The sequence below is a fragment of the Pseudacidovorax sp. DMC4 genome (assembly GCF_056314265.1).
In genome coordinates, this window is the sequence record NZ_JBQUYR010000002.1 from 95396 (window position 1) to 120631 (window position 25236).

Consider the following 25236-nt stretch of genomic DNA (forward strand, 5'->3'; position numbering starts at 1 on the left):
GCGGGAATAGCTCAGTTGGTAGAGCGCAACCTTGCCAAGGTTGAGGTCGACGGTTCGAGACCGTTTTCCCGCTCCAGTCTCAGGTCCAAGACCGCCTTGTCTGCCCCTCACGGGAGTTCAGCAAGGCGGTTTTGTTTTGGCCTGCTCCTTTCCCATCCTTGGCGACGGTGACGGCGTTTCGGCGTGCTGCCGGTTCCAGATCGTGGTGGCGTCGCGCCCCGTAAGGCGGCGCCGGACCCGCGCCGCATCCGGCGCTGTGGACTGCGCGTCGCGTCCGGCGCTTCGGGCCGCTACCAGTCCTCCTTGACCGCCAGCACCATGTCCTGCGAGGCGGCGGCACGCGCGGAGAACCAGGCGGTGAGTGTTCCTGCCCCGATCACTGCCATGCAGAGCGCGGCCAGCCGTCCAGGTGGCAGCAGCATGTCCATCGTCCAGTGGAAGCTCTGGGGATTGACCACCTTCACCAGCACGGTGGCCACGGCGATGCCCAGCCCCAGTCCTGCCAGCGCGCCGATGCCGGTCCAGGCGGCGCCTTCGCCGGCGACGAGGCGGCGAACCTGGCTCGGCGTGAAGCCGAGGTGCGCCAGAAGGCCGAATTCCTTGCGCCGCGCGAGCACCTGCGCGCTGAAGCTGGCCGCGATCCCGAACAGGCCGATGGCAATGGCCACGGCCTGCAGCCAGTAGGTCACCGCAAAGCTGCGGTCGAAGATGCGCAGCGACACGGCCCGCAGCTGCGCGGTCGATGCGATGTCCAGTGCGTCAGCCGAACCAAGCCGGACGCGCGCGAGCCCGTCCAGCGCCTGGCGGATGCGTGCTTCGTCCGCGCCGGCGGCTTGCCACAGCGACAGCTCGCTCGCCGCGCCATCGCTGGTCAGGGCCTGGTAGTCGTCCCGGCTGATCGCAATGGCGCCGAACTGTCGTGCGTAGTCCCGCCACACGCCGGCCACGAAGAAGCGGCCCGCCGGAAGTCCGAATGCCGCATCGAGCGACACCAGCGTGCCGCCCACGCGCGCGCCATGCAGCGACAGCATGGGCTCGCTGACGTAGATAGGGATGCGGCCGGGCGGTGCGGACAGCGTCGGCCCCGTCAGCGGCAGGCTGTCGCCGGGCGCTTCCGGGTCGATGGAGCGGGCGAGCAGGCTCACGGTGGGCGCCGCGGGATCCAGTTGCAGCAGTCGGATGCGCTGCGGCGCGACCCGCGCCACCCCGGGGATGGCCCGCGCGGCCGCCACGAAGTCGGCATCGAACGGCGCCAGTTCGCCCGTTGCGGCACCGGCCGCGCGGACATAGAGGTCAGCCGGCAGTACGACGTCCAGCCAGCGCGTGACCGATTCGCGGAAGCTCGCGACCATGACGGTGAGCGCCACCGACAGCGCCAGGCTGGCGACGACCCCGCTCAGGGCGATGGCGGCGGTGCCCCTCATGCGCCGGGCGCGCTCGATCGCCATCAGCGGCAGCAGTCGGCCCGCAAGGCGTGGCGCCAGCCACCCGTAAAGGGCCTGGATCAGCCACGGCAAGGCGGCGATGCCCCCGACCAGCAGCAAGGCCACCGAGGCATAGGCGGCCAGCGGCATGCCCAGGACCGGTGGGACCAAGGCGAGTGCGCCGCCGGCGCCCATCAGGGTGAGGGCCGGCCACAGGCGCCCGCCCCGGCCCGAGGCGTCGCCCAGGCCCTTGAGCGTCTGCGCCGCTGGTAGGCGTTGCGCGGCGCGCGCCGGCCACCAGCCGCCGGCCAGTGCGGCCAGCGTGCCTAGCACGCCGTAGGCGAGCGTGGCCGCCGGGTCGACGCGCAGGGGCGGTGTCACGTCGCGGAAGTAGCCCCCGCCCAGGTCGCCGCCGAGCAGCCGGAGGGCGGCCCAGGCCAGCGCCAGCCCGAGCGCCAGACCCGCGGCGCTGCCGACGGCCCCCAAGGCCAGCGACTCGGCCAGCACCAGGCGCAGCCGCTGCCGCGCGGTCAGCCCCAGCACGCCGAGCAGGGCGAACTGCTGCGCCCGCTTGGCCACCGACAGGGCCAGCACCGAGAAGACCAGGAAGGCACCCGTGAACAGCGCCACCAGCGCGAGCACCGTGAGGTTCACGCGGTAAGCCCTGGAGAGGTTGCCGATGCGCAGGGCCTCGTCGGCCGGCTCGGCAAGCCGCAGGGCAGGCGTCCAGTCGGGCAGGGCGCGGATGGCCTGGGCGAGCGCCTCGCGGTCGGTGCCGGCAGCCAGGCGCAGGTCGATGCGGCTCAGGCGCCCCTGCCGGCCCAGGAGGGCCTGTGCGGCGCCGATGTCCATCACGGCCAGCGGCGGGCCGGCCGCCGCGACGGTGCCGGCGATGTCGAGCCGTCGGGCTGCGCCATCCGGCATGCGGAGTTCGAGCTGCTCGGCACCGCTGGCGAGCGATTGCCGCGCCGACGCGTTGAGGAAGGCGCGTTCCGGCAGCAGCATGGCCAGGCGATCGTCACCGCGGCCCGGAAAGGACGTGGGCATCAGCGAAGGCGAAATGGCAGGCAGCACCAGCGCGTCCAATCCAAGCAGGCGCAGGCTGGCCAGCCTGCCTTCGCGGGTGCGCAACAGCACCTGCGCCTCCAGCACCGGACTGAGCAGCGCCACCTGCCTCAGGCCGGCCAACTGCCCGAACAGGGCTTCGTCCAGATCGCCCTGCACCGCACGCACCTCCAGATCCGGCTGGCCGTTGACGGTGCGCGTCGCCCGCTGGAATTCGTCCAGCGCCGAGTTGTTGATCAGATGCACCGAGAACGCCAGCGCCACGCCCAGCATGACGGCCAGCACGGCCGCCAGATGGCGCCACGGATGGTGGCGGACCTCCTGCCAGGAGAAGGTGTTGAGCAGCGAACACATCGGGCGATTGTGGGGGCCGGGCGGGTGTCAAAGACGGTGAAGCGTTTCACAATGGGGTCATGGTTGCTGGCGTGAACGTTGAATCGATCGAAAGGGCCACACTGGCCGCGGTGCCCCCCGATGCCCTGGAGGAATTGCCGGGCTGGCTGCTGGCACTGGACCGCGGCACGGTGGGCCGGGCGCGCAGCGCGGTGCCCCTGCACCACGGCGTGCAGGACCCGTCGGTCCTTTCCCGCATCGAGGCGGCCTACGAGGCCTATGGCCTGCCGGCCGTGCTGCGCCTGCCCATCGAGACGCCGGGCTTCGAGACGCTCACCGAAGCCTTGCGCCAGCGCGGCTACGTGCCGTCCCGGCCCACCCAGGTGATGTGTGCCGACCCGGCCACCGTGGCGGCCAACGGCCGGCCGGAGGCCGTCCAGCTATCTCCCACGCCGGGCGACGACTGGGCCCGCGTCTACCTGGGCGAGGGCTTCGATCCGGTCGACGGTCAGAGCCGGGTCCGTCTGCTGCGCCGGGCTCGGGATGCGGTCTACGTCAGCCTGCGACTGACGCAGGATCTCCCGGGTGGCGAGGCAGGCGACGTGGCGGCCGTGGGCAGCGGCTGTTTTGCCGAGGGTTGGATGGGCGTGCACGGCATGCGCACCCGGCCGCGCTTTCGCGGCCACGGCTTCGCGCGTCAGCTGATGGCGGCGATGGGTGCGGAGGCGGTGCAGCGTGGCGTGACCCGCACCTTCCTCCAGGTCGAGGCAGAGAACTACCTGGCGCGATCGCTCTATGCCCGGGTAGGCTTCTCGCCGGCCTGGCTCTACGTCTACTGGCAGCGGCCTGGCGCGGACGCGTTGCTCAAGTAGGTGCCAGCGCAGCCGCTTCGGCGGCGTTCAGCGGAAACCGTCGGTGCGCAGGTGCAGCCGGCGGTCGGCCCGCGCGGCGGCAGCGTCGGAATGGGTGACCAGAACCAGGCTGGCGCCGTGGGCCCGCGATTCGGACAGCAGCAGGTCCATCACTTTCCCGGCCGTTGCCGGGTCCAGGTTGCCGGTGGGTTCGTCCGCCAGCAGCAGGCCGGGGCGATGGACCAGCGCCCGGGCAATGGCCACGCGTTGCAATTGACCACCCGACAGCGCCTGCGGCAGCCGCTGACCCAGGCCCTGCAGGCCGACCGCCTCGAGCATCTGCGCGACGCGCTGCGCCATCTCCTGCTTGCGGCCCAGCAGCATCAGGGGCAGCCCCACGTTCTGGGCGACATCGAGGTGGGGCAGCACATGGAAGGCCTGGAAGACGAAGCCGACATGCGCGCGCCGCCACAGCGCGCGCTGCTCGGCGTCCATGGTGCCGAGGTCCCGCTGGCCATGCAGCACGCGCCCCTCGTCCCAGTGGTCGAGGCCAGCCATGCAGTTCAGCAGCGTCGACTTGCCGACGCCCGACTCGCCCACGATGGCCACGAACTCGCCCGGCGCGACCGTCAGGTCCAGGTGGCGGAACACCGGTCGCGCGTCCGCGCCCTGGCCATAGAACTTGCCGAGTCCCTCGATGCGGAGGGGTACGGCGCGCGAGGCCGTCTCCTTCGCGCGCCCGTCGGGCGCCGTTTCTGGGTGGGGGCGGCGGTTCATGCCCCGTCCTTCGCAAGCGCCTGCCGGACCCGCGCCACCACCTGATCGGCCGCGGTCGTCGCGTCGCAGGCGATCACTTCGCGACGGCGCATGCTGCGCAACCAGGTGATCTGGCGTTTCGCCAACTGGCGGGTTGCGGCCACGCCCCGCTCGCGCAACTCGGCGAGTTCCGCGCGCGTGGGGAATCGGCCTTTCGTGGCATCGAGCATCTCCCACGCCTGTCGATAGCCGACGCAGCGGATCGAGGGCAACGCCGGGTCCAGGTCGCTGCGCTGGCGCAGGCGCCCGACTTCGTCGAGGAAGCCGCCGGCCAGCATGGCGTCGAAGCGCTGCGCGATGCGCGCGTGAAGCCAGGCCCTGTCCTCGGTCTCCAGCGAGAGGAGCAGGGCCTCGCCGCTCGCCAGCGGATCAGGGGTCGGATCCTCGCCCTCGCGGCGATGAAAGGCGGAGAGGGGCCGGCCGCTGCTCATCCAGACCTCCAGCGCCCGCTGGATGCGCTGGCTGTCGGCAGGCGCCAAGCGGGCGGCGGTGTCCGGGTCGACCTCCGCCAGACGGGCATGCATGGCCGGCCAGCCGTGCTCGGCGGCCTCGGCGTCGATGCGCCGGCGCAGTTCCGGATCGGCGGCCGGCATCGCGTCCAGCCCGTCGAGCAGCGCCTTGAAGTACAGCATCGTTCCACCGACCAGCAGGGGGAGGGCACCGCGCTGGCGGATCTGGTCGATCAACCGCTGGGCGTCGGCCACGAAGGCGGCGGCGCTGTAGCGCTCGGCCGGGTCGAGGATGTCGATCAGGTGGTGCGGCACGGCCGCGCGCTCGTCCGGCGTGGGCTTGGCGGTGCCGATGTCCATGCCACGGTAGACCAGGGCCGAGTCGACGCTGACCACTTCCACCGGCGTCGGCAGCGCAGCCGCCACGGCCAGCGCGGCGGCAGTCTTGCCGCTGGCGGTAGGGCCTGCCAAGGCGATGTAGCGCAGGTGCGCGGTCATGTGCAGGGGCCGCTCGGCACGGGCGCCGGGCGCGGTGAACGTCTGCCGCGCGGGGCAAGGTCAGGCGAGGGGGGAGAGCAGGAAGCCGGGAAGCACGCGGGCATCCTGCCGAGGGTAGCAAATCGCCCGGCGCCCGCCGCAGCGAGGGGTGGCCAGGCCGCGCTCAGGTGCCCAGCGGCTGGGGCGGCTTCACCGCCTGCGGCACGGCGGCGCCACCCGCGGGGCGGCTGAGGCCTGCCGTCGGCTCGCCCGTGGCGAGAGCTGGGGTGCCAAGTGCGCGTTCCTTCATCTGGAACAACTGGGCCAGCGCGGCGCGGTACTGCGCCTCCCCGACGGAGTTGGTGCTGTGGTGGGAGCCGCCTTCGACCAGCACGAACATCTTCTGGCCCGTGGCCGCCTCGTAGAGCTTGCGGCCCAGGGTGGGATTGATCAGGGTGTCGTTCGAGCCATGCACCACCAGCAACGGCGAGCCGATGGACTTGACCTTCGCCAGCGACTCGAAGCGCTGGGTGATGAAGGGCTTGAAGGGCAGCCAGCCCCATTTGAAGCTGCTCACCACGTCCGAGATCGAGGTGAATGTGCCTTCGACGATGGTGCCGGATTCGTCGCGCACATCGGCGGCCAGGTCGATGCCGATGGCGCCGCCCAGCGAGTGACCGAAGATGTAGCGGCGCTGCTTGGGGTACTTGGCGGCCAGCCATTTCCAGGCGGCGCGCGCGTCTTCGCGGGCGGATTCCTCGGAGGGCAGCGTCTTGGTGCTCTTGCCGAAGCCACGGTAGTCGATGGCCAGCACCGAGAAGCCGAGCTCGTGCATGCGGCGGATGCGCGGCGCCGAGCCGGAAACGTTGTAGCGCGCGCCGTGCAGGTACAGCATCACGGGCGTGTCGCGCGACATCGGCGCGTCGCCCAGCCACAAGCCATGGAGCCGCACGTCATCGCCATCGGGCGTGCGGTAGTCGATCCACACGTCGTCCATGCCCGCCGTCATTTCGGCAGTGTTGCCCCAGCTGAGGTCGCTGGGCTGAAAGATCCATTCGCGCTGTTGGGCGTCGAGCGTGGAGCATCCTGCACCGACCAGGACGGTGAAAGACAGGGCCGACGCGATGAGGGACCAACGTTTCATTGGGCAAACAGAGACCGGATGGCGGGTCGAAGTTCACAGGGATTTGCAACTGCGGCCCCTGAGCACCGTGTGGGTGACGGCCCGTTACAGGCCTTGCACACCCTTGCCCGCATGCAACGGGCGTGCCCGCCTTTCCGACGACCGTGTAAACCCCAGTGCCAGCGCCGTGTAGGAAGTTGCCTACACAAGCCCCGGCGCGGGCGCGTTCCCGCCCAGCCGTCTCAGCGCCCGCGCAGGAACAGTCCGTCGAGATCGCGCACGCTCAGTTGCCGCCAAGTGGGGCGCCCGTGATTGCACTGGTCGGAGCGCTCGGTGGCTTCCATCTGGCGCAGCAGTCCGTTCATTTCGTCCAGCGTGAGCCGCCGGTTGGCCCGCACGGCGCCGTGGCAGGCCATGGTGGCGAGCAGTTCATGCTGGGCGCGCTGGATGACGGTGGTGGCTTCGTGCTGGGCCAGCTCGGCCAGCACGCTGCGGGCCAGGGCCACCGGATCGCCGTCGGCCAGGGGCGCCGGCACAGCGCGCACCGCGAGGGTGCGGGGCGAGAAGGGCGAGACCTCCAGTCCCAGGGCGCCGAGTACCTCCGAGCAGGTCTCGGCCGTGGCCACCTCTTCCGGCGTGGCCGCGAAGGTGGCGGGAATCAGCAGTGGCTGGCTGGCGATCGCATGGCCGTCGAGCTGGGTCTTCAGGCGCTCGTAGACGATTCGTTCGTGCGCGGCGTGCATGTCGACGATGACCAGGCCCTGGGTGTTCTCGGCCAGGATGTAGATGCCCTGCAGTTGCGCCAGTGCACGGCCCAGCGGCCAGTCGCTGGCTGCCGCGGCAGTGACCTCCGGCGGTGTGGAAGAGAGGCGCAGGGCGCCAGCCGCCGCCCCGCCGGCGGTCCAGGGGGGCTGGAGGGGGGCGCCCCCCAGGCCGCTGGGCAGGGTGGGGGCGGCCTCTTGGTCCGCCCCCGGGGCCGCCGCTGCAGACGGTGCCGCAGGCGCGGTGGGCCACATGGCCGCCCAATCGCCGGCACCCCGCTCGGCTGCGAACGGAATGCCGGACTGCCGCCATGCCGGCGCCGCAGCAGGCGCGTCGTAGCCTCGCAGCAGCGGGGCGGGCCGGCCGGTACCGCTGTCGTCCGTGCTCGCCGCGCCGGCCGCGCGTGGGGCCGCCAGGGCGTTCTCGATGGCATGGCGCACGGCGCTGTGCACTTCGCGGCCATCGCGAAAGCGCACCTCGATCTTGGTGGGGTGCACGTTGACGTCCACGCGCGTCGGATCGATCTGCAGGTGCAGCACGAACACCGGCTGGCGCTGACCGTGCAGCACGTCCTCGTAGGCGGCACGCACCGCGTGCAGCAGCACCTTGTCGCGCACGAAGCGGCCGTTGACGTAGAAGAACTGCTGGTCGCCCCGGCTGCGCGCCGCATCCGGCACGCCGGCATGGCCACGAACGTGCAGGGCGCCTTCGCCATGGTCGACCTGCACGCTCTGGCCAATGAAATCCTCGCCGAAGACGTCCGACAGGCGCTGGGCGGGCGTGTCCGCGATACGCCACTGCTCGACCAGCCGGCCTTCGTGCCAGATCGCGAAGCCCACGTCCGGCCGCGCCAGCGCATGGCGGCGCACCGCCTCGATGCAGTGCGCCAGTTCGGTGGCATCGGTCTTGAGGAACTTGCGGCGCGCCGGCGTGGCGAAGAACAACTCACGCACTTCCACCGTCGTGCCCTGGCTGCGGGCCGCAGGACGCAGCTCGCCCGTGCGGGCGTCCAGTTGCCAGGCGCTGTCCGCCCCACCGTGGCGCGACAGCAGGCTCAGCTCGGCGATGGAGGCGATCGAAGCCAGCGCTTCGCCGCGAAAGCCCATGGTGCCGACCGATTCGAGTTCGGCCAGGCTGGCGATCTTGCTGGTCGCATGGCGGCGCAGCGCCAGCGGCAGTTCGTCGCGCGGGATGCCGCCGCCATCGTCCTCGACGGCGATCAGCCGGACACCGCCGGCGGCCAGGCGCACCGTGATCTGGCTCGCCCCGGCGTCCAGGGCGTTGTCCACCAGTTCGCGCACGACCGAGGCGGGCCGCTCCACCACCTCGCCGGCGGCAATCTGGCTGATGAGTTCGTCCGGCAGGTCCCGGATGGGGCGCCGGGTGGCGGAGGAGGAGGAAAGGAGGGCGCTCACGGCGGGATTTTAAGAATCCGTCAACAGGCGGCCCGGATAATGCCGCGCCATGGACATCGTCGCCTTCCTGATTGACTTCATCCTCCACGTGGACAAGCACCTGGAGGCCTTCGTCGCCGCCTATGGCACCTGGGTCTATGTGCTGCTCTTCCTCATCGTCTTCGTGGAGACGGGCGTGGTGGTCATGCCCTTCCTGCCGGGCGATTCGCTGCTGTTCATCGTCGGTGCGCTGTGCGGCGCGGGGCTGATGAACCTCGGGATCGCCATCCCGGTGCTCCTGGCCGCGGCCGTCCTGGGGGACCAGTGCAATTTCGCCATCGGCCGCCACATCGGGCCCCGTGTCTTCCAGTGGGAGAACACGCGCTTCTTCAACCGCAAGGCCTTCGACCAAGCGCATGCGTTCTACGAGCGCTATGGCGGCATCACGATCGTGCTGGCGCGCTTCATGCCATTCATCCGGACCTTCGCACCCTTCGTGGCGGGCGTGGCCGCCATGAGCCGCTCCAAGTTCACGGCCTTCAACGTCGGCGGGGCCGTGCTGTGGGTGGTGGGCATCTGCGCGGCGGGCTACTTCTTCGGCAACCTGGCCTTCGTCCGCGAGCATCTGGACAAGATCATCTGGGCGCTGATCCTGGTGCCCGGCCTCATTGCCATCTTTGGCGCCTGGCGCGGTTCGAGGGCTTCGAGCGCGCCGGCCGCAACGGCGCGCTGAGGCTGCTCAGCGCAAAAACGCCGGGGGCCGCGTTCGCGGCCCCCGGCATTGATGGATGGCGTTCCGCTCAATAGCGGCGGCTGCCGTCCGGGTAATAGTACTGGTTGTTGTAGTTCTGCTGGTCGCGCTGGCGGCCGATCTCGTTACCGACCAGACCGCCGATGGCCGCGCCGCCCACGGTCGCGGCCGTATTGCCGCCGATCGCATTGCCCACGACGGCGCCGCCCAGCGCGCCGACGCCGGCACCCAACTGCTGATTCGGGCCCGCGGCGCAGCCGGCCATCAGGGCCGCCGCACCGATCGCGGCGGCAGAAATCCAAGTGCGAGTCTTCAACATGGTGTCCACCTTTCTGGAATGTGATGGGCGCATGGTGTGCTCGTCGGTCTCTTCGCGCCTGTAGGAGCGGTCCGCCGGCCGCTGTGCGTCGCGGCGGTCCCGCCCTGAGAGACGCCGCGCGCGCGGCGCGAAGGCCGCCGCATTACAGCGCGCGGCTGCGCGCGAGAGGCGGGTTCTGGCCGAAATAGCGGTGGATGCCCTTCAACAGAGCGTCCGCCATCTCCTCCTGATAGGCCACGCTGCGCAGCTTGGCTTCTTCTTCCGGATTGCTGATGAAGGCCGTCTCCACCAGCACGCTCGGGATGTCGGGCGCCTTGAGCACGGCGAAGCCGGCCTGCTCGACGTCGCCCTTGTGCAGCCGGGCGCCGATGCGGCGGAATTCGCCCAGCATGGCGCCACCGAGCTTCAGGCTGTCCTTGATCTGCGCGGTGGTGCTCATGTCGAACAGCGCACGCTGCACCTGAATCTCGTGCTCGCCGATGCTGATGCCCCCGACCTGGTCGGACTGGTTCTCCTTGTTGGCCATCCAGCGGGCGGCACTGCTGGAGGCACCGTTCTGGCTAAGCGCGAACACGCTGGCGCCGCGCGCCGCCGGCGTGGTGAAGGCGTCGGCATGGATGCTGATGAACAGGTCGGCCTGCACGCGCCGCGCTTTTTGCACCCGCACGTTCAGTGGCACGAAGAAGTCGTCGTCGCGGGTCATGAAGGCGCGCATCGGGTTGCCGCCCAGGGTGCTGCCATTGATGCGGTCGCGCAGGCGCCGGGCCACCTGCAGCACGATGTCCTTCTCGCGCGTGCCGTTGGGGCCGATGGCGCCAGGGTCTTCGCCGCCGTGTCCGGGATCGAGCGCCACGATGATGATGCGGTCGGTGCGTGTGGAGGTGGCCACGTTGGGCTCGGGCCGCTGTGGCCGCGCAGGCGCCGGGCGCGGCGCCTCGGCCACGACCGGGGGCGCCGCCGGCGCCACGGGCGTGGGCGGCGCAGGCGGGGGCGGACGGACGGCCTTCTGCGCGATCAGGTCCCCCAACGGATCGGTGGCCGGGACGGGCCGTGCCGGCACGGGGGGCGGGGCCTGGACCACCGGCGGCGCCACCGCCACGGCAGGGGGCGCAGGCGGCAGCGGGGCGGCAGGCGATGCGCCGGTGCGGGTGTCGCGCAGGCGCTCGGCGATCAGCGATTCGAGCGGGTCGAGCGCTTCCTGCGGGTACAGGTCGAGCACCAGCCGGTGCTTGTAGGCCGCCACGGGCGCCAGCGAGAAGACCTGCGGCCGCACGGTCTGCTTGAGGTCGAACACGATGCGCACCATGGTGGGCGTGTTCTGGCCCACCCGCAGCCCGGCGATGTAGGGATCGTCGGCCTTGACCTTGCCGACCAGGTCGCGCAGGGCCGGGTTGAGGGTGATGCCCTCGATGTCCACCGCCAGGCGGGGCGGGTCGCCCACCACGAGCTGCTGCGACTGCAGCCGCGCATCGGACTCGATGGTGATGCGCGTGTAGTCGGCGGCCGGCCACACGCGCACGGCCACGATGGAGGCGCCGTGCGCGATCTCGGCCGCGCCCATCAGCAGCACCAGGCTGCCCGCCTGTTGCAGCCAGCGCCGGCGCTCGGGCTGCACGGGGAGCAGGGCGTGGGTCATGGGCGCAGCCTCGGCATCGTCGGCGGTTGCGGCGGGAGGGTGGGATGGCGTGCGGCGACGGCTCATGGCGCAACAGCCGCCAGCAGGGCCTGGCCGTTGGGGGTGAAGGCGCGCAACTGCACGCGGCGCACGTCGTCGGCGTCTGGGGTCATGGCTTCGATGTGGATGGCGAGGTCCTCGGTGGGCAGGTAGCCGGCCGCCTGGCCGGGCCACTCGGCCAGCTTGAGTCCGGGGCCGGCAAAAAGGTCCCGGAACCCGGCGTCCTCCCACTCGCGTGGATCGCTGAAGCGGTAGAAGTCGAAGTGGTAGACCGGCCGGCCGTCCTGCGTCGTGTGCGGCTCCACCACGGCATACGTGGGGCTCTTGATGCGGCCCTGGACGCCGAGCGCGCGCAGCAGGTGGCGCACGATGGTGGTCTTGCCAGCGCCCAGGTCGCCGTGCAGCGCGATGAACGCGTGGCCCAGCTCGGGCCGGGCCTGCATGGCTTGCGCCAGCGACTGGGCAAAGCGGGCGGTGTCCTCCTCGCCCTGCCAATGCAGCGTGCGGGAGGCGATTTCTACAATCGGGCGGTGACTGCGGTCGATGCTCAACTCGTGGCTCGGATTCGTGCGTGGGCCGGGGAGCTCGGATTCTCCCAAATCGGCATCGCGGGCATCGACCTGTCCGACGCAGAGCCCGGCCTGGCGGAATGGCTGGCCCAGGGCTTCCATGGCGAGATGGGGTATATGGCGGCGCACGGCATGCGTCGCGCCCGGCCTGCCGAGCTGGTGCCGGGCACCCTCAGCGTCATCACCGCCCGCATGGACTACCTGCCGCGCGAGACGCCGGAAGACTGGCAGGCCGTCGAATGGGCACGGCTGGATCGGCCCGGCGAGGGCATCGTGTCGCTCTATGCCCGGGGGCGCGACTACCACAAGGTGCTGCGGGCCCGGCTGCAGAAGCTGGCCGACCGGCTGGCCGCCGAGATCGGACCCTTCGGCCACCGCGTGTTCACCGATTCCGCGCCCGTGCTGGAGGCCGAGCTGGCCAGTCGCAGTGGCCAGGGTTGGCGCGGCAAGCACACGCTGGTGCTGAGCCGCGAGGCGGGCTCCATGTTCTTCCTGGGCGAGATCTATGTCGACATCGCCCTGCCGCCGACCGAGCCGGTGGCGGCGCACTGCGGCCGCTGCACGGCATGCATCGACGCCTGCCCGACCGGCGCCATCCTCGGGCCGCACCGGCTGGACGCGCGACGCTGCATTTCCTATCTGACCATCGAGCACGCGGGAGTCATCCCGGAGGCGCTGCGCCCGGCGATGGCCAACCGCATCTATGGCTGCGACGACTGCCAGCTCGCCTGCCCCTGGAACAAGTTCGCGCAGCGCAGTGCACTGCCGGACTTCGATCCGCGCGAGGGCCTGACGGGCGTCACGCTGGCGCAGCTTTTCGCATGGACCGAGGACGAGTTCCTGCGCCGCACCGAAGGCAGCCCCATCCGCCGTATCGGCCATGAGCGCTGGTTGCGCAACATCGCCGTCGCGCTGGGCAATGCGTTGCGGCAGGGCGATGCGTCGGCCGCAGCGGCGCTGCTGTCGCGGCGCGACACCGCCGCGCCCCTGCTGCGCGAGCACATCGACTGGGCGCTGGCGCAGGCGCCCACCGCCGCGCGCGCCTGAGGCCGGCACTCAGCGCGGCAGGCTGAGCGCGAAGGGCAGGCTGACGATGCCCAGCAGGGTCGACAGCGTCACCAGCGCCGCGACATACGCGCCGTTGTAGCCCATACGCGCTGCGAGCACGTAGGCGCTCGATGCGGTGGGCACGGCCGAGAAGGCCATCAGCACCGCCGCCTGGGCCCCGTGCAGCCCCAGCAGCCGGCACAGGCACCAGGCCACCAGCGGCAGCACCAGGTGCCGGATCGACAGCACCGCGACGCCCAGCGCCTTGCCGCGGTTGAGTGCGCCGAACTGCATGCCTGCGCCCGCTGCCAGCAGGCCGAGCGCCAGCGAGGCGGCGCCCAGCCGGCCGAGCGTCGGCTGCATCCAGTGGGGCACCTGCAGGCCCAGCAGGTTGATCACCAGCCCGCTGGCCGTCGCGATGATGAGCGGATTGCGCACGAGCTGGCGCAGAAACCCGCTGTTGGCATGCCGCGCCATCGGCCACACCGCCGCGACGTTCATCAGCGGCACGCACACGCCGATCAGCACCGCGATCACCAGCAGGCCCTCGGCGCCGGCCAGGCGCTCGGCCACGGCCAGGCAGATGAAGGAGTTGAAGCGGAAGGCCACCTGGGCGCTGGCCGCGTGCTCGCGCCGGTCGATGTGCCGTCCCAGCCAGGGCAGATGGGGCAGCGCATACGCGAACGCGATGCCGGCCAGTCCCACGCCCAGCCCGGCGGCCAGCAAGTGCGTGGCGGAGCCAAAGTCGATGGGGCTCTTCACGATCGAATGGAAGAGCAGGACCGGGAAGAGAAAGTAATACACCAGGCTCTCCACCTGGTCCCAGACCCGGCGGTCCAGCGCGGTGTAGCGGCACAGCAGCCAACCGCAGGCGATGAGGGAGAAGTCCGGAAACAGCAGCTGCGCGTAATTCACCCGGGGAGCATAAACGGGCCGCTTATAGGTATTCCCTCAAGGTCCGGCAGCAGGGCTGCCGCTAGGATGCGCCGCACGCGGGAAGCGAATCCGCCCATTTCAAGAAACGAACCTGGAGTCAAACCGATGCAACGTCGCCACTGGAACGCCATCGCCGCCGCTGCCCTGCTGGGCTCGCTGGCTGCCCCCGCCGCCTGGGCGCAGGGCTATCCCGACAAGCCGATCGAACTGCAGGTGCCCTTCGCTCCCGGCGGCACCACCGACATCGTGGGCCGCGTCATCGCCGATCCGCTGGGCAAGATCCTGGGCCAGCCGGTGGTGGTCACCAACAAGGCCGGCGGCGGCGGCGTGGTCGGCGCGTCCGAGACGGCCCGCGCCGCGCCCGATGGTTACAAGCTCGGCGTGGCCACGGTGTCGAGCACGGCCGCCAACCCGGCGATCAATCCCAAGACGCCGTACGACCCGATCAACGACTTCACGCCCATCATCAACATCGCCGCCACGCCCAACGTGATCGCGGTGCATCCGAGCTTTCCGGCCAAGGACTACGCCAGCTTCGTGGCCGAGCTGAAGAAAAACCCCGGCAAGTACTCGTACAGCTCGTCCGGCACCGGCGGCATCGGCCACCTGCTGATGGAGCTCTACAAGAGCATGACCGGCACCTTCGTCACGCACATCCCGTACCGCGGCGCCGGCCCCGCCCTCAACGACACCGTCGGCGGCCAGGTGCCGATGATCTTCGACAACCTGCCCTCGGCGCTGCCCTTCATCAAGGCCGGCAAGCTGGTGCCCATCGTGGTGGCGGCGCCCCAGCGCCTGAAGGACCTGCCCAACGTGCCCACCTTCAAGGAGGTCGGTCTGGAGCCAGTGAACCGCATGGCGTACTACGGCATCCTCGGCCCCAAGGGCCTGCCGAAGGACGTGGTGGACAAGATCAACGCAGGCACGCGCAAGGCGCTGGAAGACCCCGCCGTGCGCAAGCGTATCGAGGACACCGGCTCGATCATCGTGGCCAATACGCCCGAACAGTTCGCCGCGCAGATCAAGGCCGAGTTCGCGATCTACAAGGACGTGGTGAAGAAGCAGAATCTCAAGCTCGACTGAGCGTTCTGTTCTTGCCCTGCCCGCCGCTGCGGGCGCGGCGTTCTCTGGAGCCGCCCTCGGGCGGCTTCCTGTTTTTCCGCATGTCCATGACCCCTCCGGCCTCCACCGCCGCCACGCCATCGCCTGCCGACATCGACGACTTCATCGACGCGCTGTGGCTGGAGGAGGGCCTGTCGCGCAACACGCTGGCCGCGTACCGGCGCGACCTCTCGCTGCTGGCGCAATGGCTCGCACCCCGCGGCGTGACACTGCCGGCGGCGCGCGAGAGCGATCTACAGGCCTATATGGGCGAGCGGCTTGCGCAGCGCGGCAAGGCCACCTCGGCCAACCGCCGGCTGACGGTGTTCAAGCGCTACTTCCGCTGGGCGCTGCGCGAGCACCGCATCGTGGCCGACCCGACCCTGCGCCTGCTGCCTGCGCGCCAGCCCGCGCGCGTGCCCAAGACGCTGAGCGAGGCGCAGGTGGAGGCGCTGCTGGGCGCGCCCGACATCGCCACGCCGCTGGGCTTGCGCGACCGCGCGATGCTGGAGCTGATGTACGCCAGCGGCCTGCGCGTGAGCGAGCTGGTGGGCCTGCGCCTGGTCGACCTCGGCCTGCAGGAGGGCGTGCTGCGCGTGATGGGCAAGGGCAGCAAGGAGCGCTTGGTGCCCTTCGGCCAGGAAGCCGAGCGCTGGATCGGCCGCTATCTGGCCGAATCCCGGTCCGCCATCCTGGGCGGCCAGCAGAGCGGCGACCTGTTCGTCACCGCGCGCGGCGCCGGCATGACGCGGGCCATGTTCTGGGTGATCGTCAAGAAGCACGCCGAGGCGGCGGGCGTGCGTGTGCCGCTGTCGCCGCACACGCTGCGCCATGCCTTCGCCACGCATCTGCTCAACCACGGGGCCGATCTGCGGGCGGTGCAACTGTTGCTCGGGCATGCCGATATCTCCACCACCACCATCTATACCCATGTGGCGCGTGAACGCCTGCGCCAGCTGCATGCGCGGCACCATCCGCGTGGCTGAAGCCGGGCGGCTGGCCGCCTGCGGCAGCCGAAGCCGAGGGCCGCTGGCATGATCCGGCCATGATCTTTACGACCGATTCCTACCTGCGCCGGCGCCTGTGCCGCGGCGCTGTTCTCGCGGCCTGTGGCGCGGCCCTCGCGGCCACCGGCCTGCCGGCCCTGGCCCAGGACCTGCCCAAGACTGTGCGCCTGATCGTGGCCTATCCGCCCGGCGGCGTGGCCGACGTGGTGGCCCGCACCCTGGCCGAGCGGCTGGCGGCGCAGACCGGCAGCACCTTCGTCGTCGACAACAAGGCGGGCGCCAGCGGCACCATCGCCATGGAGGCCATCGCCAAGGCCGCACCGGACGGCGCCACGCTCGGCTTCTCGGCCATCAGCCCGCTGGTGCTGAGCCCGCATCTGGGCAAGCTGCCCTACGACCCGCTGCGCGACCTGCTGCCGGTGGCCAGCGTCATGTATTCGCCGGTGGTGTTGCTGGCCACCTCGGCCGAGGGCAGCGCGGACATGCGCGCCGTGCTGGCGAAGGCGAAGGCGCAGCCCGGCGCGGTGCGGTGGGCGACCTCGGGGCCGGCATCGTTGGGACACATCATGCTGGAACAACTGCGCGCGACGGCCAAGGTCGACATCACCCATGTGCCCTACAAGGGGGGCGGCCAGCAGATGACGGATGCGCTGTCGGGCCAGTTCGAGGTGCTGTCCACGAACGCGGGCCCGGCGGTGGCCATCCAGGTCAAGGCCGGCAAGCTGCGGCCCCTGGCTGTGGGCGCCCCGGCGCGGCTGGAGAGCCTGCCCAACGTGCCGACCCTCACCGAGCTGGGCTTCAAGGACGCCAACCTCTCTTCGCAGTTCGGCGTCTTCGCCCCGGCCGGGTTGCCGCAGCCCTTGCAGGCCCGTTTCAACACGGAGATCAACACCGCGCTGCAATCGCCCCAGATGCGTTCGCGCCTGACCACCACCGACAACGTGCCGACCGGCGGAAGCCCCGCGGCCTTTGCCAAGGAGATCGCGGCCGAATACGAGAACAACGGCCGGATCATCCGCGCCGCGGGCATCAAGGCGGATTGAGTGGGCGCAAGGGGCGTGTTGGCGCGGGCGGCCCAGGGCGGGCGTGCCAATGCGCGGTCCGCGCTACAGGCGCCTATGTCGCGTCCGCCGCCAGCCCTTCCAGTTCGTCTGGCGTGAAGCCGGCCCGCGACCGCGCGTCCATGTTGAACGGCGGCTTGAGCCGGGGCGCCTGATGCTCGCGGTACAGGCGCCGGTAGTGCGCCAGCGGTTCCAGCCCCTCCCGCTCGCACAGCCAGCGGTACCAGCGGTTGCCCACCGCCACATGGCCGATCTCGTCGCGCAGGATGATGTCGAGGATGGCCATGGCCGCCCGCGCGTCGGGCGTGCCCACACGGGCGAGCTTGGCCTGGATGAGCGGCGTCGCGTCCAGCCCGCGCGCTTCCAGGGTCCGGGGCACCAGCGCCATGCGGGCGACCACGTCGTCGGCCGTCTTCTCGCACATGGTCCACAGCCCGTCGTGGCCGGGGAAGTCGCCGTAGCACCACCCCATGCACTCCAGGTGACCGTGGATCAGCGTGAAGTGCAGCGCCTCCTCGTCCGCGACCCGCAGCCAGTCGCGGTAGTAGTCGGCCGGCATGCCGTCGAAGCGCCACAGCGCGTCGAGCGCGAGGTTGATGGCATTGAATTCGATGTGGCAGATGGCATGCACCAGCGCCGCGCGGCCTTCCTCGGTGAAGGGCGAGCGGGTAGGCACGTCCTTGGCGCCCACGCGGACCGGCCGGGCAGGGCGGCCCGGCACGCCCGCACCGTCGTCCGGCATGCGGACGTGGTCGGTCCAGCAGGCGTCGACGGGCGGCGCCTGGGCGCAATCGGCTGCCAGCGCGCGGGTGGCCGCCACCTTCTGGGCGGGATCGGAAAGGACAAGCGCCTGCAGCGCGCGCAACCGGGGGTGCATCCCTACAATTCTATTTTTCGCCCGCGGCCTGCCCGCATGTGCACCCACGACACAAGGAGACGACAAGCATGGCCCTCTACGAACTCGATGGCACCGCCCCCCAACTCGCCGAAGGCGCATGGGTGGCCGACAGCGCCGAGGTGATGGGCAATGTGAGCCTGGCCGAGAACGCCAGCGTCTGGTTCGGCGCCGTCGTGCGCGGCGACACCGAGCACATCGCCATCGGGCGCAACAGCAATGTGCAGGACCTGTCGGTGCTGCACGCCGACATCGGCTGCCCCCTGACCATCGGCGAGAACGTGACCGTCGGCCATCAGGTCATGCTGCACGGTTGCACCATCGGCGACGGCTCGCTGATCGGCATCCAGGCAGTGGTCTTGAACAATGCGCGCATCGGCCGCAACTCCATCGTCGGTGCCGGCAGCGTGGTGACCGAAGGCAAGGAGTTTCCGGACAACTCGCTGATCATCGGCTCGCCGGCCAAGGTGGTGCGCACGCTCGATGATGCTGCCGCCGCCAAGCTGCGCCAGAGCGCGCAGCACTATGTGGAAAACGCCCATCGCTTCGCGAAGGGCCTCAAAAAGATCGGCTGACCCCTTCGGCGCAGTGCGCCGGCCCGTCGGCCGAGGAAAGCAACCTTGAGCGAACTACACACCTTCCTCTTCGACGGCCTGCCGGTGCGCGGCATGATCGTGCGCCTGGACGGCGCCTGGCAGGAGATCCTTGCCCGCCGCGCCGCCAACACCCAGACGGGCGCCTATGCACCGCCCGTGGCCGAACTGCTGGGCGAGATGACCGCCGCAGCCACGCTGATGCAGGCCAACATCAAGTTCAAGGGCTCCTTGATCCTCCAGATCTTCGGCGACGGGCCGGTCAAGGTGGCCGTGGCCGAAGCGCAGCCCGACCTGAGCCTGCGCGCCACGGCCAGCGTGGTGGGCGATGTGCCGGCCACCGCCGGCCTGGCCGACCTGGTGAACGTGGGCAACAAGGGCCGCTGCGCCATCACCCTCGATCCCAAGGAGCGCCTGCCGGGCCAGCAGCCCTACCAGGGCGTGGTGCCCCTGTTCGGCGACCGTGGCGAGCGCCTGGGCAAGCTATCGGACGTGCTGCAGCACTACATGCTGCAGAGCGAGCAGCTCGACACCACGCTGGTGCTGGCCGCCGACGAGCAGGTGGCCGCGGGCCTGCTGATCCAGCGCCTGCCGCTGGCCGGCGAGGCCAATCTGGCCGGCAGCGCCACCGCGCGGGACGAGGACGAGATCGGCCGCAACGAGGACTACAACCGCATTTCGACGCTGGCCAGCAGCCTCACGCGGACCGAACTGCTGTCGCTGGACATCGAGACCATCCTGCGGCGCCTGTTCTGGGAGGAGCGGTTGCTGCGCTTCGCGCCGCGCGACGGCATGCTTGGCCCGCGCTTTGCATGCACCTGCAGCCGCGACCGCGTCGCCAGCATGATCCGCAGCCTGGGCCGCGAGGAGGCCGACGACATCCTGGCCGAGCAGGGCCGCATCGAGGTGGGCTGCGACTTCTGCGGTCAGCAATACCGCTTCGATGCTGTCGACACGGCCCAGATCTTTGCAGGGCCGCCGGGGCAGGTGCCGGGCAGTTCAATCGTTCAGTAATCGTTCAGCTTTGTCCTTTTTGTTTAGCTGCGGCTTCCGCGGAGTGTCGTCCGCGCCACAGAGGCAGGTCCATTGGGGGGATGGGAGCAGATTCCTTGTGTCACAACCCTTGACGCTTTTGTAAGCCGGTTCCACGATGGGGTGTCGGCCGTTCGCGGTCGGCTTCAATCAACTATCTCGAGGACGATATGAACACCAAGAACCTCTTTGCGGCAACTGCAGCTCTGGCCGTCGCGCTTCTGGCCGCCAGCCCCGCGATGGCTGACGATCCGACCAAGGAACCGCCGACGCCTGCCGCCAAGAAGACCACCAAGGCCGAGCGTGCCGCCGCACGCGAGAAGCGCAAGGCCGACATGACCGCTGCCGAAAAGAGCGGCACCGCTCCCACCGGTGGTGAAGCCACGGCTCCCGAGAAGCAGACCAAGGTCATCTCGGGCACGCACGAGTCGCGCAAGGCCGAGCGCGCGAAGAAGCGCAAGGAAATGGCCGCCGCCAACAAGGCTGGCGCCATCCCGGCTCCGACCGAAGCCGGCGAACCCAAGAAGTAACCGGCCTTCGCTGAGTGGCACAGGCGCATGCCGGCCGCGTGGCGCGCCACGCTCATGCTGGCGCGTCGCCGGTTCCGTGGGTGGGATGGCTGGTTCGGTGCCTGGGGCTCGGACTTGTTGCGCTGCTCACCGCCTGTGCCAGTCTGCCCGAACCGTCCGTCGCCGCGGCACCGTCCTTCGCGGCGACGGACGTTGGGCCCACACCCCTGGCCCATATCGCTGCGGCCAGTCTCGCGGCGGACGCGGCGTCGCGCGGTCGTTCCGGCTTCCTGCTCATGCCCGAGGGGCCCACGGCCCTGAATGCCCGGATTGCACTGATCCGGGCTGCGCGTAAGACCCTCGACGCGCAGTACTACATCCTCCAGGACGACGCGACAGGCCTGCTTTTCCTGAGTGAACTGCTCGATGCATCGCGCCGCGGCGTGCGTGTGCGCCTGCTGGTCGACGACCTGTACACCCCTGGCAAGGACCAGCTCTTCGCTGCCCTGGCCTCCCAACCGAATTTCGAACTGCGCCTGTTCAATCCGCTCGCCGTGCGCAGCGGTCCATTGGCTTGGCGCGTGGCGCTTTCCCTGGGCGATCTGCGGCGCGTCAATCGCCGCATGCACAACAAGCTGCTAGTGGCTGACAACAGCGTGGCGATCACGGGCGGTCGCAACATCGCTGACGAATACTTCATGCGCAGCGACCAGGCCAACTTCGTCGACATGGACCTGCTCGCCGCCGGGCCGGTGGTGCCGGCGCTGTCGAACAGCTTCGACGACTTCTGGAACAGCCGCCAGGTGAGGCCCATCGGCAGCCTGATGGAATTGCCGCCCGACGATGACCGGACCCGCCGCGTGCTGGCCGAACGTTGCGAGGACCGGCGCGACCTGCTGCCCGAGGCGGCCACCGATGTGCTCGGTCACCCGCCCGTGAGCGTGCAGCTGGCCGCGGGCCGGCTGCTCCTGACCGAAGGCGACGGCCGCGTGGTGTCGGACGTGCCCGAGAAGATCACCTACGACGACCCCGAAGCCAGCTTTGCCGACAGCGTGAGCCAGCGAACCATCGCCATGCTCTACGGCGCGCGGCGGGAGGTGCTGATGGTGTCGCCGTACTTCGTCCCGGGCCAGGCCGGCCTGGCACTGTTGCGGGAGCAGGCCGCCAGGGGCGTTCAGGTGCTGGTCTTCACCAATTCCCTGGACGCCACGGACGAGACCCTGGTGTATTCCGGCTATGCCCGCTACCGGCTCGCCATGCTCAAGGCCGGCGTGAAGATCTACGAACTCGGCTCGCGGCTGGTGCCCAAGGAACGCCGCTTCGGCGAATTCCGGCATTCCAGCGCGCGGCTGCACGCCAAGATCATGCTGGTGGACCGCGAGCGCGTCTTCATCGGCTCGATGAACCTCGATGGGCGCTCCGCCCGCCTCAATACCGAGGTGGGCGTCATCATCGAGAGCCCGGCCTTGATCGAGCAGTTCGGCGCGCTGATGCCGGTGCGCGAACTGGGCGCCTACGAACTGCGCCTTCGCAAGGACGTCGACGACGTGCAGTGGATCGAGCACCACACGGACGGCAGCGAGGCGGTGCTCGACGAAGAGCCCGGTGCCAACGTCATCGACCGCGTGCGCGACTGGCTCCTGCTGAAATTGCTGCCCGAAGACGTACTGTGAGGGCGCGGGCCGCGGCCGTCCTCAGCGTTCGAAGGCGCTGTAGCGGATGTCCGGGGCGCTGGTGTTGTGTCGGGAGGGCTCGCTGCGGCCGAAGCGCACCTCTCCCACCCCCGAGGCGCGCCCGAAGTCCGGCAGCGGCTGCGTGTGCGCCACCGCACCGGCGTCGCCGCTGCCGTGCCAGCGGACCTCGCTCATGTCGGCGTTGTCTGCCGCCACATACATCGACCGCAGCACCGAGAAGGGCTGCATGCCGCGGACCGGCCGCGAGAAGCGCACGTCAAGCGCCGTGCGCTCGCGGCTGACCTCGGCAAGGCGGATGCGTGCAGCGCCCCCACCGGCGAATCGCAGGTCGAAGCGGATATCGGGCTGTGTGCGAATGCGGATGTCCCGGATGTTGACCACCGGCCGGCCCTCCTGGCGCACCGGGCCCAGCAGCATCGAGGAGCCGTAGACGCCGTCCCCGAAGCGGGCCAGCGGCAACGGCTTGATGCGCCAGTAGCCGTCCGAGGGGTACATGACCAGCGCTTCCTTCATCTGGCCGTCGATCCGGCGATAGACCTGGATCATGTGGAAGCCGCGGTCGCGCTTGCCGTCCACTTCCACCGGCACCTGCTGCGGCCGCCAGAACACCGGCAGCGTCATGCCCACGATGCGCCACTTGGCGTCCTCGTGCAAGGTGACGGTGCGTGGCTCGAAGCGGTGTTTGGGGTCGGTCGGATGATCGCCGCCGTCGAAGTTGCAGCCGGAGAAGTCGGGGGCGGTGGTGTCCTGCGCGATGCGTTCGATGTAGCCGGGTTGCAGCGCCTCGACGGTGAAACGCTTGACGCCGCCACGCAGCAGCAGCGAGACGTTGTCTTCCTCGGCGCATCGCGTCGGCTTCGTCTGGTTCTCGACCGTCACGGTAGTGGCCGCGGCCTGGGCGGCGGGCGGCATTCCTGCCGCGAGTGCGATCAGTGCGGCACAGGCGGCGAGCGCGCGGCGGATGGGGAAGGGGGCGGATGTCCGGAGGTGCATGAGTGGGTCAGCCCGCGGCCGGCGTCTGCCGGGCAGCGATCAGGTCGGTGAAGAGGCGGTGCTCGCAGTCAGGGTCGGAACAGCGCTCGCAGTTCCACGCCGGCGCGCGCAGGTGGCGCGGGGGGGCCGGTGCCTCTTCCCGCGCATCCAGGGCTGCCTGCAGCGCCGACCAGGCGCGGGACATGTGTTGGGCGGCGTCGCGGCCGTGAATGACGGCGCAAGGCAGGCCTGCCGCGGCGAACCCCGCCCGCAAGCGACCGTCGAGAACCTGCTCGTCGTGGCCTGCCGTGTCCTGTGGGGGCAGCAGCAGGGTGAAGGCATGGCCGCGCTCGGCGGCGACCAGCGAGGGGGGCCAGCTTTCGACCGGGACGCCCCTTTGGGCGAGCAGGGCGATGGGACTGCCGGCCGCCACGACGAGTGCGTCATGGCGCGCTTGATCGATCCGCATGCGCCAGGCATGGGCCCGTGCAAGCGCATCGGCGGGAGCCGGCGGGCGTTCGGGTGCGTCGGTCGGCGCCATCCCGACCAACGCGATGGCCTTGATGCCCCGCTGCATGAAGCGGCGGGCCAGCGCGTCGACCAGTTGCTCCCCGTCTGCCGCCGACACACCCCAGACGGCGATCACGCTGCCGGTGCCGAGGCGCGGTGTCATGGGAGCGGCAGCGCGCGCATTCTTGACGCGCCGTCCTAGCGCGCGATCTGCACCAGGATCTCGTTGGGTTTGACCATGCCCAGCTCCTGTCGCGCCCGCTCCTCGGCCATCTCGATGCCTTCCTTGAGGTCGTTGACCTCGGACTCGAGCCGCTCGTTGGTGTGCTGGGCGCGGAGGTTGGCGGTCTTCTGGTCTTCCAGGTTCTTGCGCAGCTTGGACACGTCGGGCAGGCTGCCGCGGCCTGTCCACAGCTGGAGCTGCAGCAGGCCGAGAAGGCACAGCAGGATGGCCGGGATGACGAGGCGCGTGCGCATCGCCGCTCAGCCGATCTGCACTGGCACCGTGGCCCGCACCACGCCCGAACTGGAAGACCGGCGCATCAACGCAGGTTGTAGAACGCGGCGCGGCCGGGGTAGCTCGCGACGTCGCCCAGGTCTTCCTCGATGCGCAGCAGCTGGTTGTACTTGGCCATGCGGTCCGAGCGCGACAGCGAGCCGGTCTTGATCTGGCCGGCGTTCAGGCCGACGGCGATGTCGGCGATGGTGCTGTCTTCGGTCTCGCCGGAGCGGTGCGAGATCACGGCGGTGTAGCCGGCGCGCTTGGCCATCTCGATGGCGGCGAAGGTCTCGGTCAGCGTGCCGATCTGGTTGATCTTGATGAGGATCGAGTTGGCGATGTTCTGGTCGATGCCCTGCTTCAGGATCTTGGTGTTGGTCACGAACAGGTCGTCGCCCACCAGCTGCACCTTCTTGCCCAGGCGCTCGGTCAGCAGCTTCCAGCCGGCCCAGTCGCCTTCGTGCATGCCGTCCTCGATCGAGATGATCGGGTACTTGTCGCACCAGGTGGCCAGCATGTCGGTCCAGCTTGCGGCCTCCAGCTGCAGACCACCTTCGCCTTCGAGCACGTACTTGCCGTCCTTGTAGAACTCGCTGGCGGCGCAGTCCAGGCCCAGGGCGATCTGCTCGCCGGCGGTGTAGCCGGCCTTGTCGATGGCTTCCAGGATCAGCTGGATCGCCGCTTCATGGTTCTCGACGCTGGGGGCAAAACCGCCTTCGTCGCCCACGGCCGTGGGCATGCCGCGGCTGTCGATAATCTTCTTGAGGGCATGGAACACCTCGGCGCCGTAGCGCAGCGCTTCGCGGAAGCTGGGCGCGCCCACCGGGATGATCATGAACTCCTGCAGGTCCAGGCTGTTGTTGGCATGCGCGCCGCCGTTGATGACGTTCATCATCGGCACCGGCAGGCTCATGCCGCCCATGCCGCCGAAGTAGCGGTACAGGGGCAGGCCGGACTCTTCGGCCGCAGCGCGCGCCACGGCCATCGACACGGCCAGCATGGCGTTGGCGCCCAGGCGGCTCTTGTTCTCGGTGCCGTCCAGGTCGATCAGGGTCTTGTCCAGGAAGGCCTGTTCCGAGGCGTCCAGGCCCAGCACGGCTTCGCTGATCTCGGTGTTGACGTGCTCGACGGCCTTGAGCACGCCCTTGCCCAGGTAACGGCCCTTGTCGCCGTCGCGCAGCTCGATGGCTTCGCGGCTACCGGTGCTGGCGCCCGAGGGCACGGCCGCACGGCCCATGGTGCCGCTTTCCAGCAGCACGTCGCATTCCACGGTGGGATTGCCGCGGCTGTCGAGGATCTCGCGGCCGACGATGTCAACGATGGCACTCATTCAGGGTTCTCCGGTTTTTTGAAATCGGTTCAGGCGGGCGTG

24 protein-coding genes and 1 tRNA gene are annotated in these 25236 nt (G+C 70.1%); 11 read left to right on the forward strand and 14 right to left on the reverse strand.

Annotated features, from left to right (window positions below; genetic code table 11):
• A tRNA-Gly gene (locus ACT54X_RS04075) sits at positions 1 to 76 on the forward strand.
• Positions 77 to 290: 214 nt separating this feature from the next.
• Here ACT54X_RS04075 and ACT54X_RS04080 read toward each other — a convergent pair.
• Positions 291 to 2843, reverse strand: coding sequence for an FtsX-like permease family protein (locus tag ACT54X_RS04080; RefSeq protein ID WP_476345181.1), 2553 nt, complete (start codon positions 2841 to 2843; stop codon positions 291 to 293).
• A 71-nt stretch (positions 2844 to 2914) separates the two neighbouring features.
• Between ACT54X_RS04080 and ACT54X_RS04085 the strand changes: the two genes are divergently transcribed.
• On the forward strand, positions 2915 to 3694 hold the full coding sequence (locus tag ACT54X_RS04085) for a GNAT family N-acetyltransferase (protein WP_476345183.1): 780 nt from the start codon (positions 2915 to 2917) through the stop codon (positions 3692 to 3694).
• Positions 3695 to 3721: 27 nt separating this feature from the next.
• Here ACT54X_RS04085 and ACT54X_RS04090 read toward each other — a convergent pair whose 3' ends face one another.
• The 4 genes from ACT54X_RS04090 to mutL form a co-directional block, all read right to left on the reverse strand.
• Complete coding sequence (locus ACT54X_RS04090) at positions 3722 to 4450, reverse strand: ABC transporter ATP-binding protein (protein WP_476345185.1); 729 nt, start codon at positions 4448 to 4450, stop codon at positions 3722 to 3724.
• The gene (gene miaA / locus ACT54X_RS04095) at positions 4447 to 5436 is read right to left on the reverse strand and encodes a tRNA (adenosine(37)-N6)-dimethylallyltransferase MiaA (RefSeq protein WP_294373143.1); all 990 of its coding nucleotides are present in this window, start codon (positions 5434 to 5436) and stop codon (positions 4447 to 4449) included. Before miaA ends, ACT54X_RS04090 begins: the two co-directional genes overlap by 4 nt.
• A gap of 163 nt (positions 5437 to 5599) precedes the next feature.
• Complete coding sequence (locus tag ACT54X_RS04100; protein ID WP_294373145.1) at positions 5600 to 6559, reverse strand: alpha/beta hydrolase; 960 nt, start codon at positions 6557 to 6559, stop codon at positions 5600 to 5602.
• A gap of 221 nt (positions 6560 to 6780) precedes the next feature.
• Positions 6781 to 8715 carry a DNA mismatch repair endonuclease MutL gene (mutL, locus tag ACT54X_RS04105; RefSeq protein ID WP_354320993.1) on the reverse strand — a complete coding sequence of 645 codons (1935 nt, stop codon included), beginning with the start codon at positions 8713 to 8715 and terminating at the stop codon, positions 6781 to 6783.
• A 49-nt stretch (positions 8716 to 8764) separates the two neighbouring features.
• On the opposite strand from mutL, the gene ACT54X_RS04110 reads away from it, so the two are divergent.
• Positions 8765 to 9427, forward strand: coding sequence for a DedA family protein (locus ACT54X_RS04110; RefSeq protein WP_294373148.1), 663 nt, complete (start codon positions 8765 to 8767; stop codon positions 9425 to 9427).
• 67 nt (positions 9428 to 9494) lie between these two features.
• Here ACT54X_RS04110 and ACT54X_RS04115 read toward each other — a convergent pair whose 3' ends face one another.
• From ACT54X_RS04115 to tsaE, 3 genes are all read right to left on the reverse strand, one after another.
• Entirely contained in the window at positions 9495 to 9764 is a 270-nt protein-coding gene (locus tag ACT54X_RS04115) for a glycine zipper domain-containing protein (RefSeq protein ID WP_017761537.1), read from the reverse strand.
• A 142-nt stretch (positions 9765 to 9906) separates the two neighbouring features.
• The gene (locus tag ACT54X_RS04120) at positions 9907 to 11400 is read right to left on the reverse strand and encodes an N-acetylmuramoyl-L-alanine amidase (RefSeq protein ID WP_294373151.1); all 1494 of its coding nucleotides are present in this window, start codon (positions 11398 to 11400) and stop codon (positions 9907 to 9909) included.
• Between the two features lie 62 nt (positions 11401 to 11462).
• Positions 11463 to 11990, reverse strand: a complete 528-nt coding sequence (gene tsaE / locus ACT54X_RS04125; RefSeq protein WP_476345189.1) for a tRNA (adenosine(37)-N6)-threonylcarbamoyltransferase complex ATPase subunit type 1 TsaE — start codon at positions 11988 to 11990, stop codon at positions 11463 to 11465.
• 12 nt (positions 11991 to 12002) lie between these two features.
• Between tsaE and queG the strand changes: the two genes are divergently transcribed.
• Entirely contained in the window at positions 12003 to 13055 is a 1053-nt protein-coding gene (gene queG / locus ACT54X_RS04130) for a tRNA epoxyqueuosine(34) reductase QueG (RefSeq protein ID WP_294373265.1), read from the forward strand.
• 9 nt (positions 13056 to 13064) lie between these two features.
• Here queG and ACT54X_RS04135 read toward each other — a convergent pair whose 3' ends face one another.
• Positions 13065 to 13970 carry an AEC family transporter gene (locus tag ACT54X_RS04135; protein ID WP_294373153.1) on the reverse strand — a complete coding sequence of 302 codons (906 nt, stop codon included), beginning with the start codon at positions 13968 to 13970 and terminating at the stop codon, positions 13065 to 13067.
• A 126-nt stretch (positions 13971 to 14096) separates the two neighbouring features.
• On the opposite strand from ACT54X_RS04135, the gene ACT54X_RS04140 reads away from it, so the two are divergent.
• From ACT54X_RS04140 to ACT54X_RS04150, 3 genes are all read left to right on the forward strand, one after another.
• Positions 14097 to 15074, forward strand: coding sequence for a tripartite tricarboxylate transporter substrate binding protein BugE (locus tag ACT54X_RS04140; RefSeq protein WP_294373156.1), 978 nt, complete (start codon positions 14097 to 14099; stop codon positions 15072 to 15074).
• Positions 15075 to 15154: 80 nt separating this feature from the next.
• Positions 15155 to 16078, forward strand: a complete 924-nt coding sequence (gene xerD / locus ACT54X_RS04145) for a site-specific tyrosine recombinase XerD (protein ID WP_294373158.1) — start codon at positions 15155 to 15157, stop codon at positions 16076 to 16078.
• Positions 16079 to 16137: 59 nt separating this feature from the next.
• Positions 16138 to 17142 carry a Bug family tripartite tricarboxylate transporter substrate binding protein gene (locus ACT54X_RS04150; protein WP_294373160.1) on the forward strand — a complete coding sequence of 335 codons (1005 nt, stop codon included), beginning with the start codon at positions 16138 to 16140 and terminating at the stop codon, positions 17140 to 17142.
• A gap of 73 nt (positions 17143 to 17215) precedes the next feature.
• Here the strand turns inward: ACT54X_RS04150 and ACT54X_RS04155 are convergent, their stop codons facing one another.
• Positions 17216 to 18037: a ferritin-like domain-containing protein gene (locus tag ACT54X_RS04155; protein ID WP_294373162.1), complete on the reverse strand. Its 822-nt coding sequence runs from the start codon at positions 18035 to 18037 to the stop codon at positions 17216 to 17218.
• Between the two features lie 68 nt (positions 18038 to 18105).
• On the opposite strand from ACT54X_RS04155, the gene ACT54X_RS04160 reads away from it, so the two are divergent.
• The 4 genes from ACT54X_RS04160 (at position 18106) to ACT54X_RS04175 (ending at position 21862) form a co-directional block, all read left to right on the forward strand.
• Positions 18106 to 18630: a gamma carbonic anhydrase family protein gene (locus ACT54X_RS04160; protein WP_294373164.1), complete on the forward strand. Its 525-nt coding sequence runs from the start codon at positions 18106 to 18108 to the stop codon at positions 18628 to 18630.
• A gap of 45 nt (positions 18631 to 18675) precedes the next feature.
• Positions 18676 to 19662 (forward strand): Hsp33 family molecular chaperone HslO, encoded by a 987-nt coding sequence (gene hslO, locus ACT54X_RS04165; protein WP_294373166.1) that lies wholly within the window; start codon positions 18676 to 18678, stop codon positions 19660 to 19662.
• Between the two features lie 188 nt (positions 19663 to 19850).
• Entirely contained in the window at positions 19851 to 20210 is a 360-nt protein-coding gene (locus ACT54X_RS04170) for a hypothetical protein (protein WP_476345193.1), read from the forward strand.
• Between the two features lie 275 nt (positions 20211 to 20485).
• Positions 20486 to 21862: a phospholipase D family protein gene (locus ACT54X_RS04175; RefSeq protein WP_294373171.1), complete on the forward strand. Its 1377-nt coding sequence runs from the start codon at positions 20486 to 20488 to the stop codon at positions 21860 to 21862.
• 21 nt (positions 21863 to 21883) lie between these two features.
• Here ACT54X_RS04175 and ACT54X_RS04180 read toward each other — a convergent pair whose 3' ends face one another.
• The 4 genes from ACT54X_RS04180 to eno all read right to left on the reverse strand — a co-directional run bounded on the left by ACT54X_RS04180 (position 21884) and on the right by eno (position 25194).
• A complete protein-coding gene (locus tag ACT54X_RS04180) occupies positions 21884 to 22876 on the reverse strand; it encodes a hypothetical protein (protein ID WP_294373173.1) in 993 nt (330 codons plus the stop codon).
• 7 nt (positions 22877 to 22883) lie between these two features.
• The gene (locus ACT54X_RS04185; protein WP_294373175.1) at positions 22884 to 23528 is read right to left on the reverse strand and encodes a hypothetical protein; all 645 of its coding nucleotides are present in this window, start codon (positions 23526 to 23528) and stop codon (positions 22884 to 22886) included.
• A 35-nt stretch (positions 23529 to 23563) separates the two neighbouring features.
• Complete coding sequence (locus ACT54X_RS04190) at positions 23564 to 23842, reverse strand: septum formation initiator family protein (protein WP_294373177.1); 279 nt, start codon at positions 23840 to 23842, stop codon at positions 23564 to 23566.
• A gap of 65 nt (positions 23843 to 23907) precedes the next feature.
• A complete protein-coding gene (eno, locus tag ACT54X_RS04195; RefSeq protein ID WP_234193896.1) occupies positions 23908 to 25194 on the reverse strand; it encodes a phosphopyruvate hydratase in 1287 nt (428 codons plus the stop codon).
• Positions 25195 to 25236: the final 42 nt, after the last annotated feature.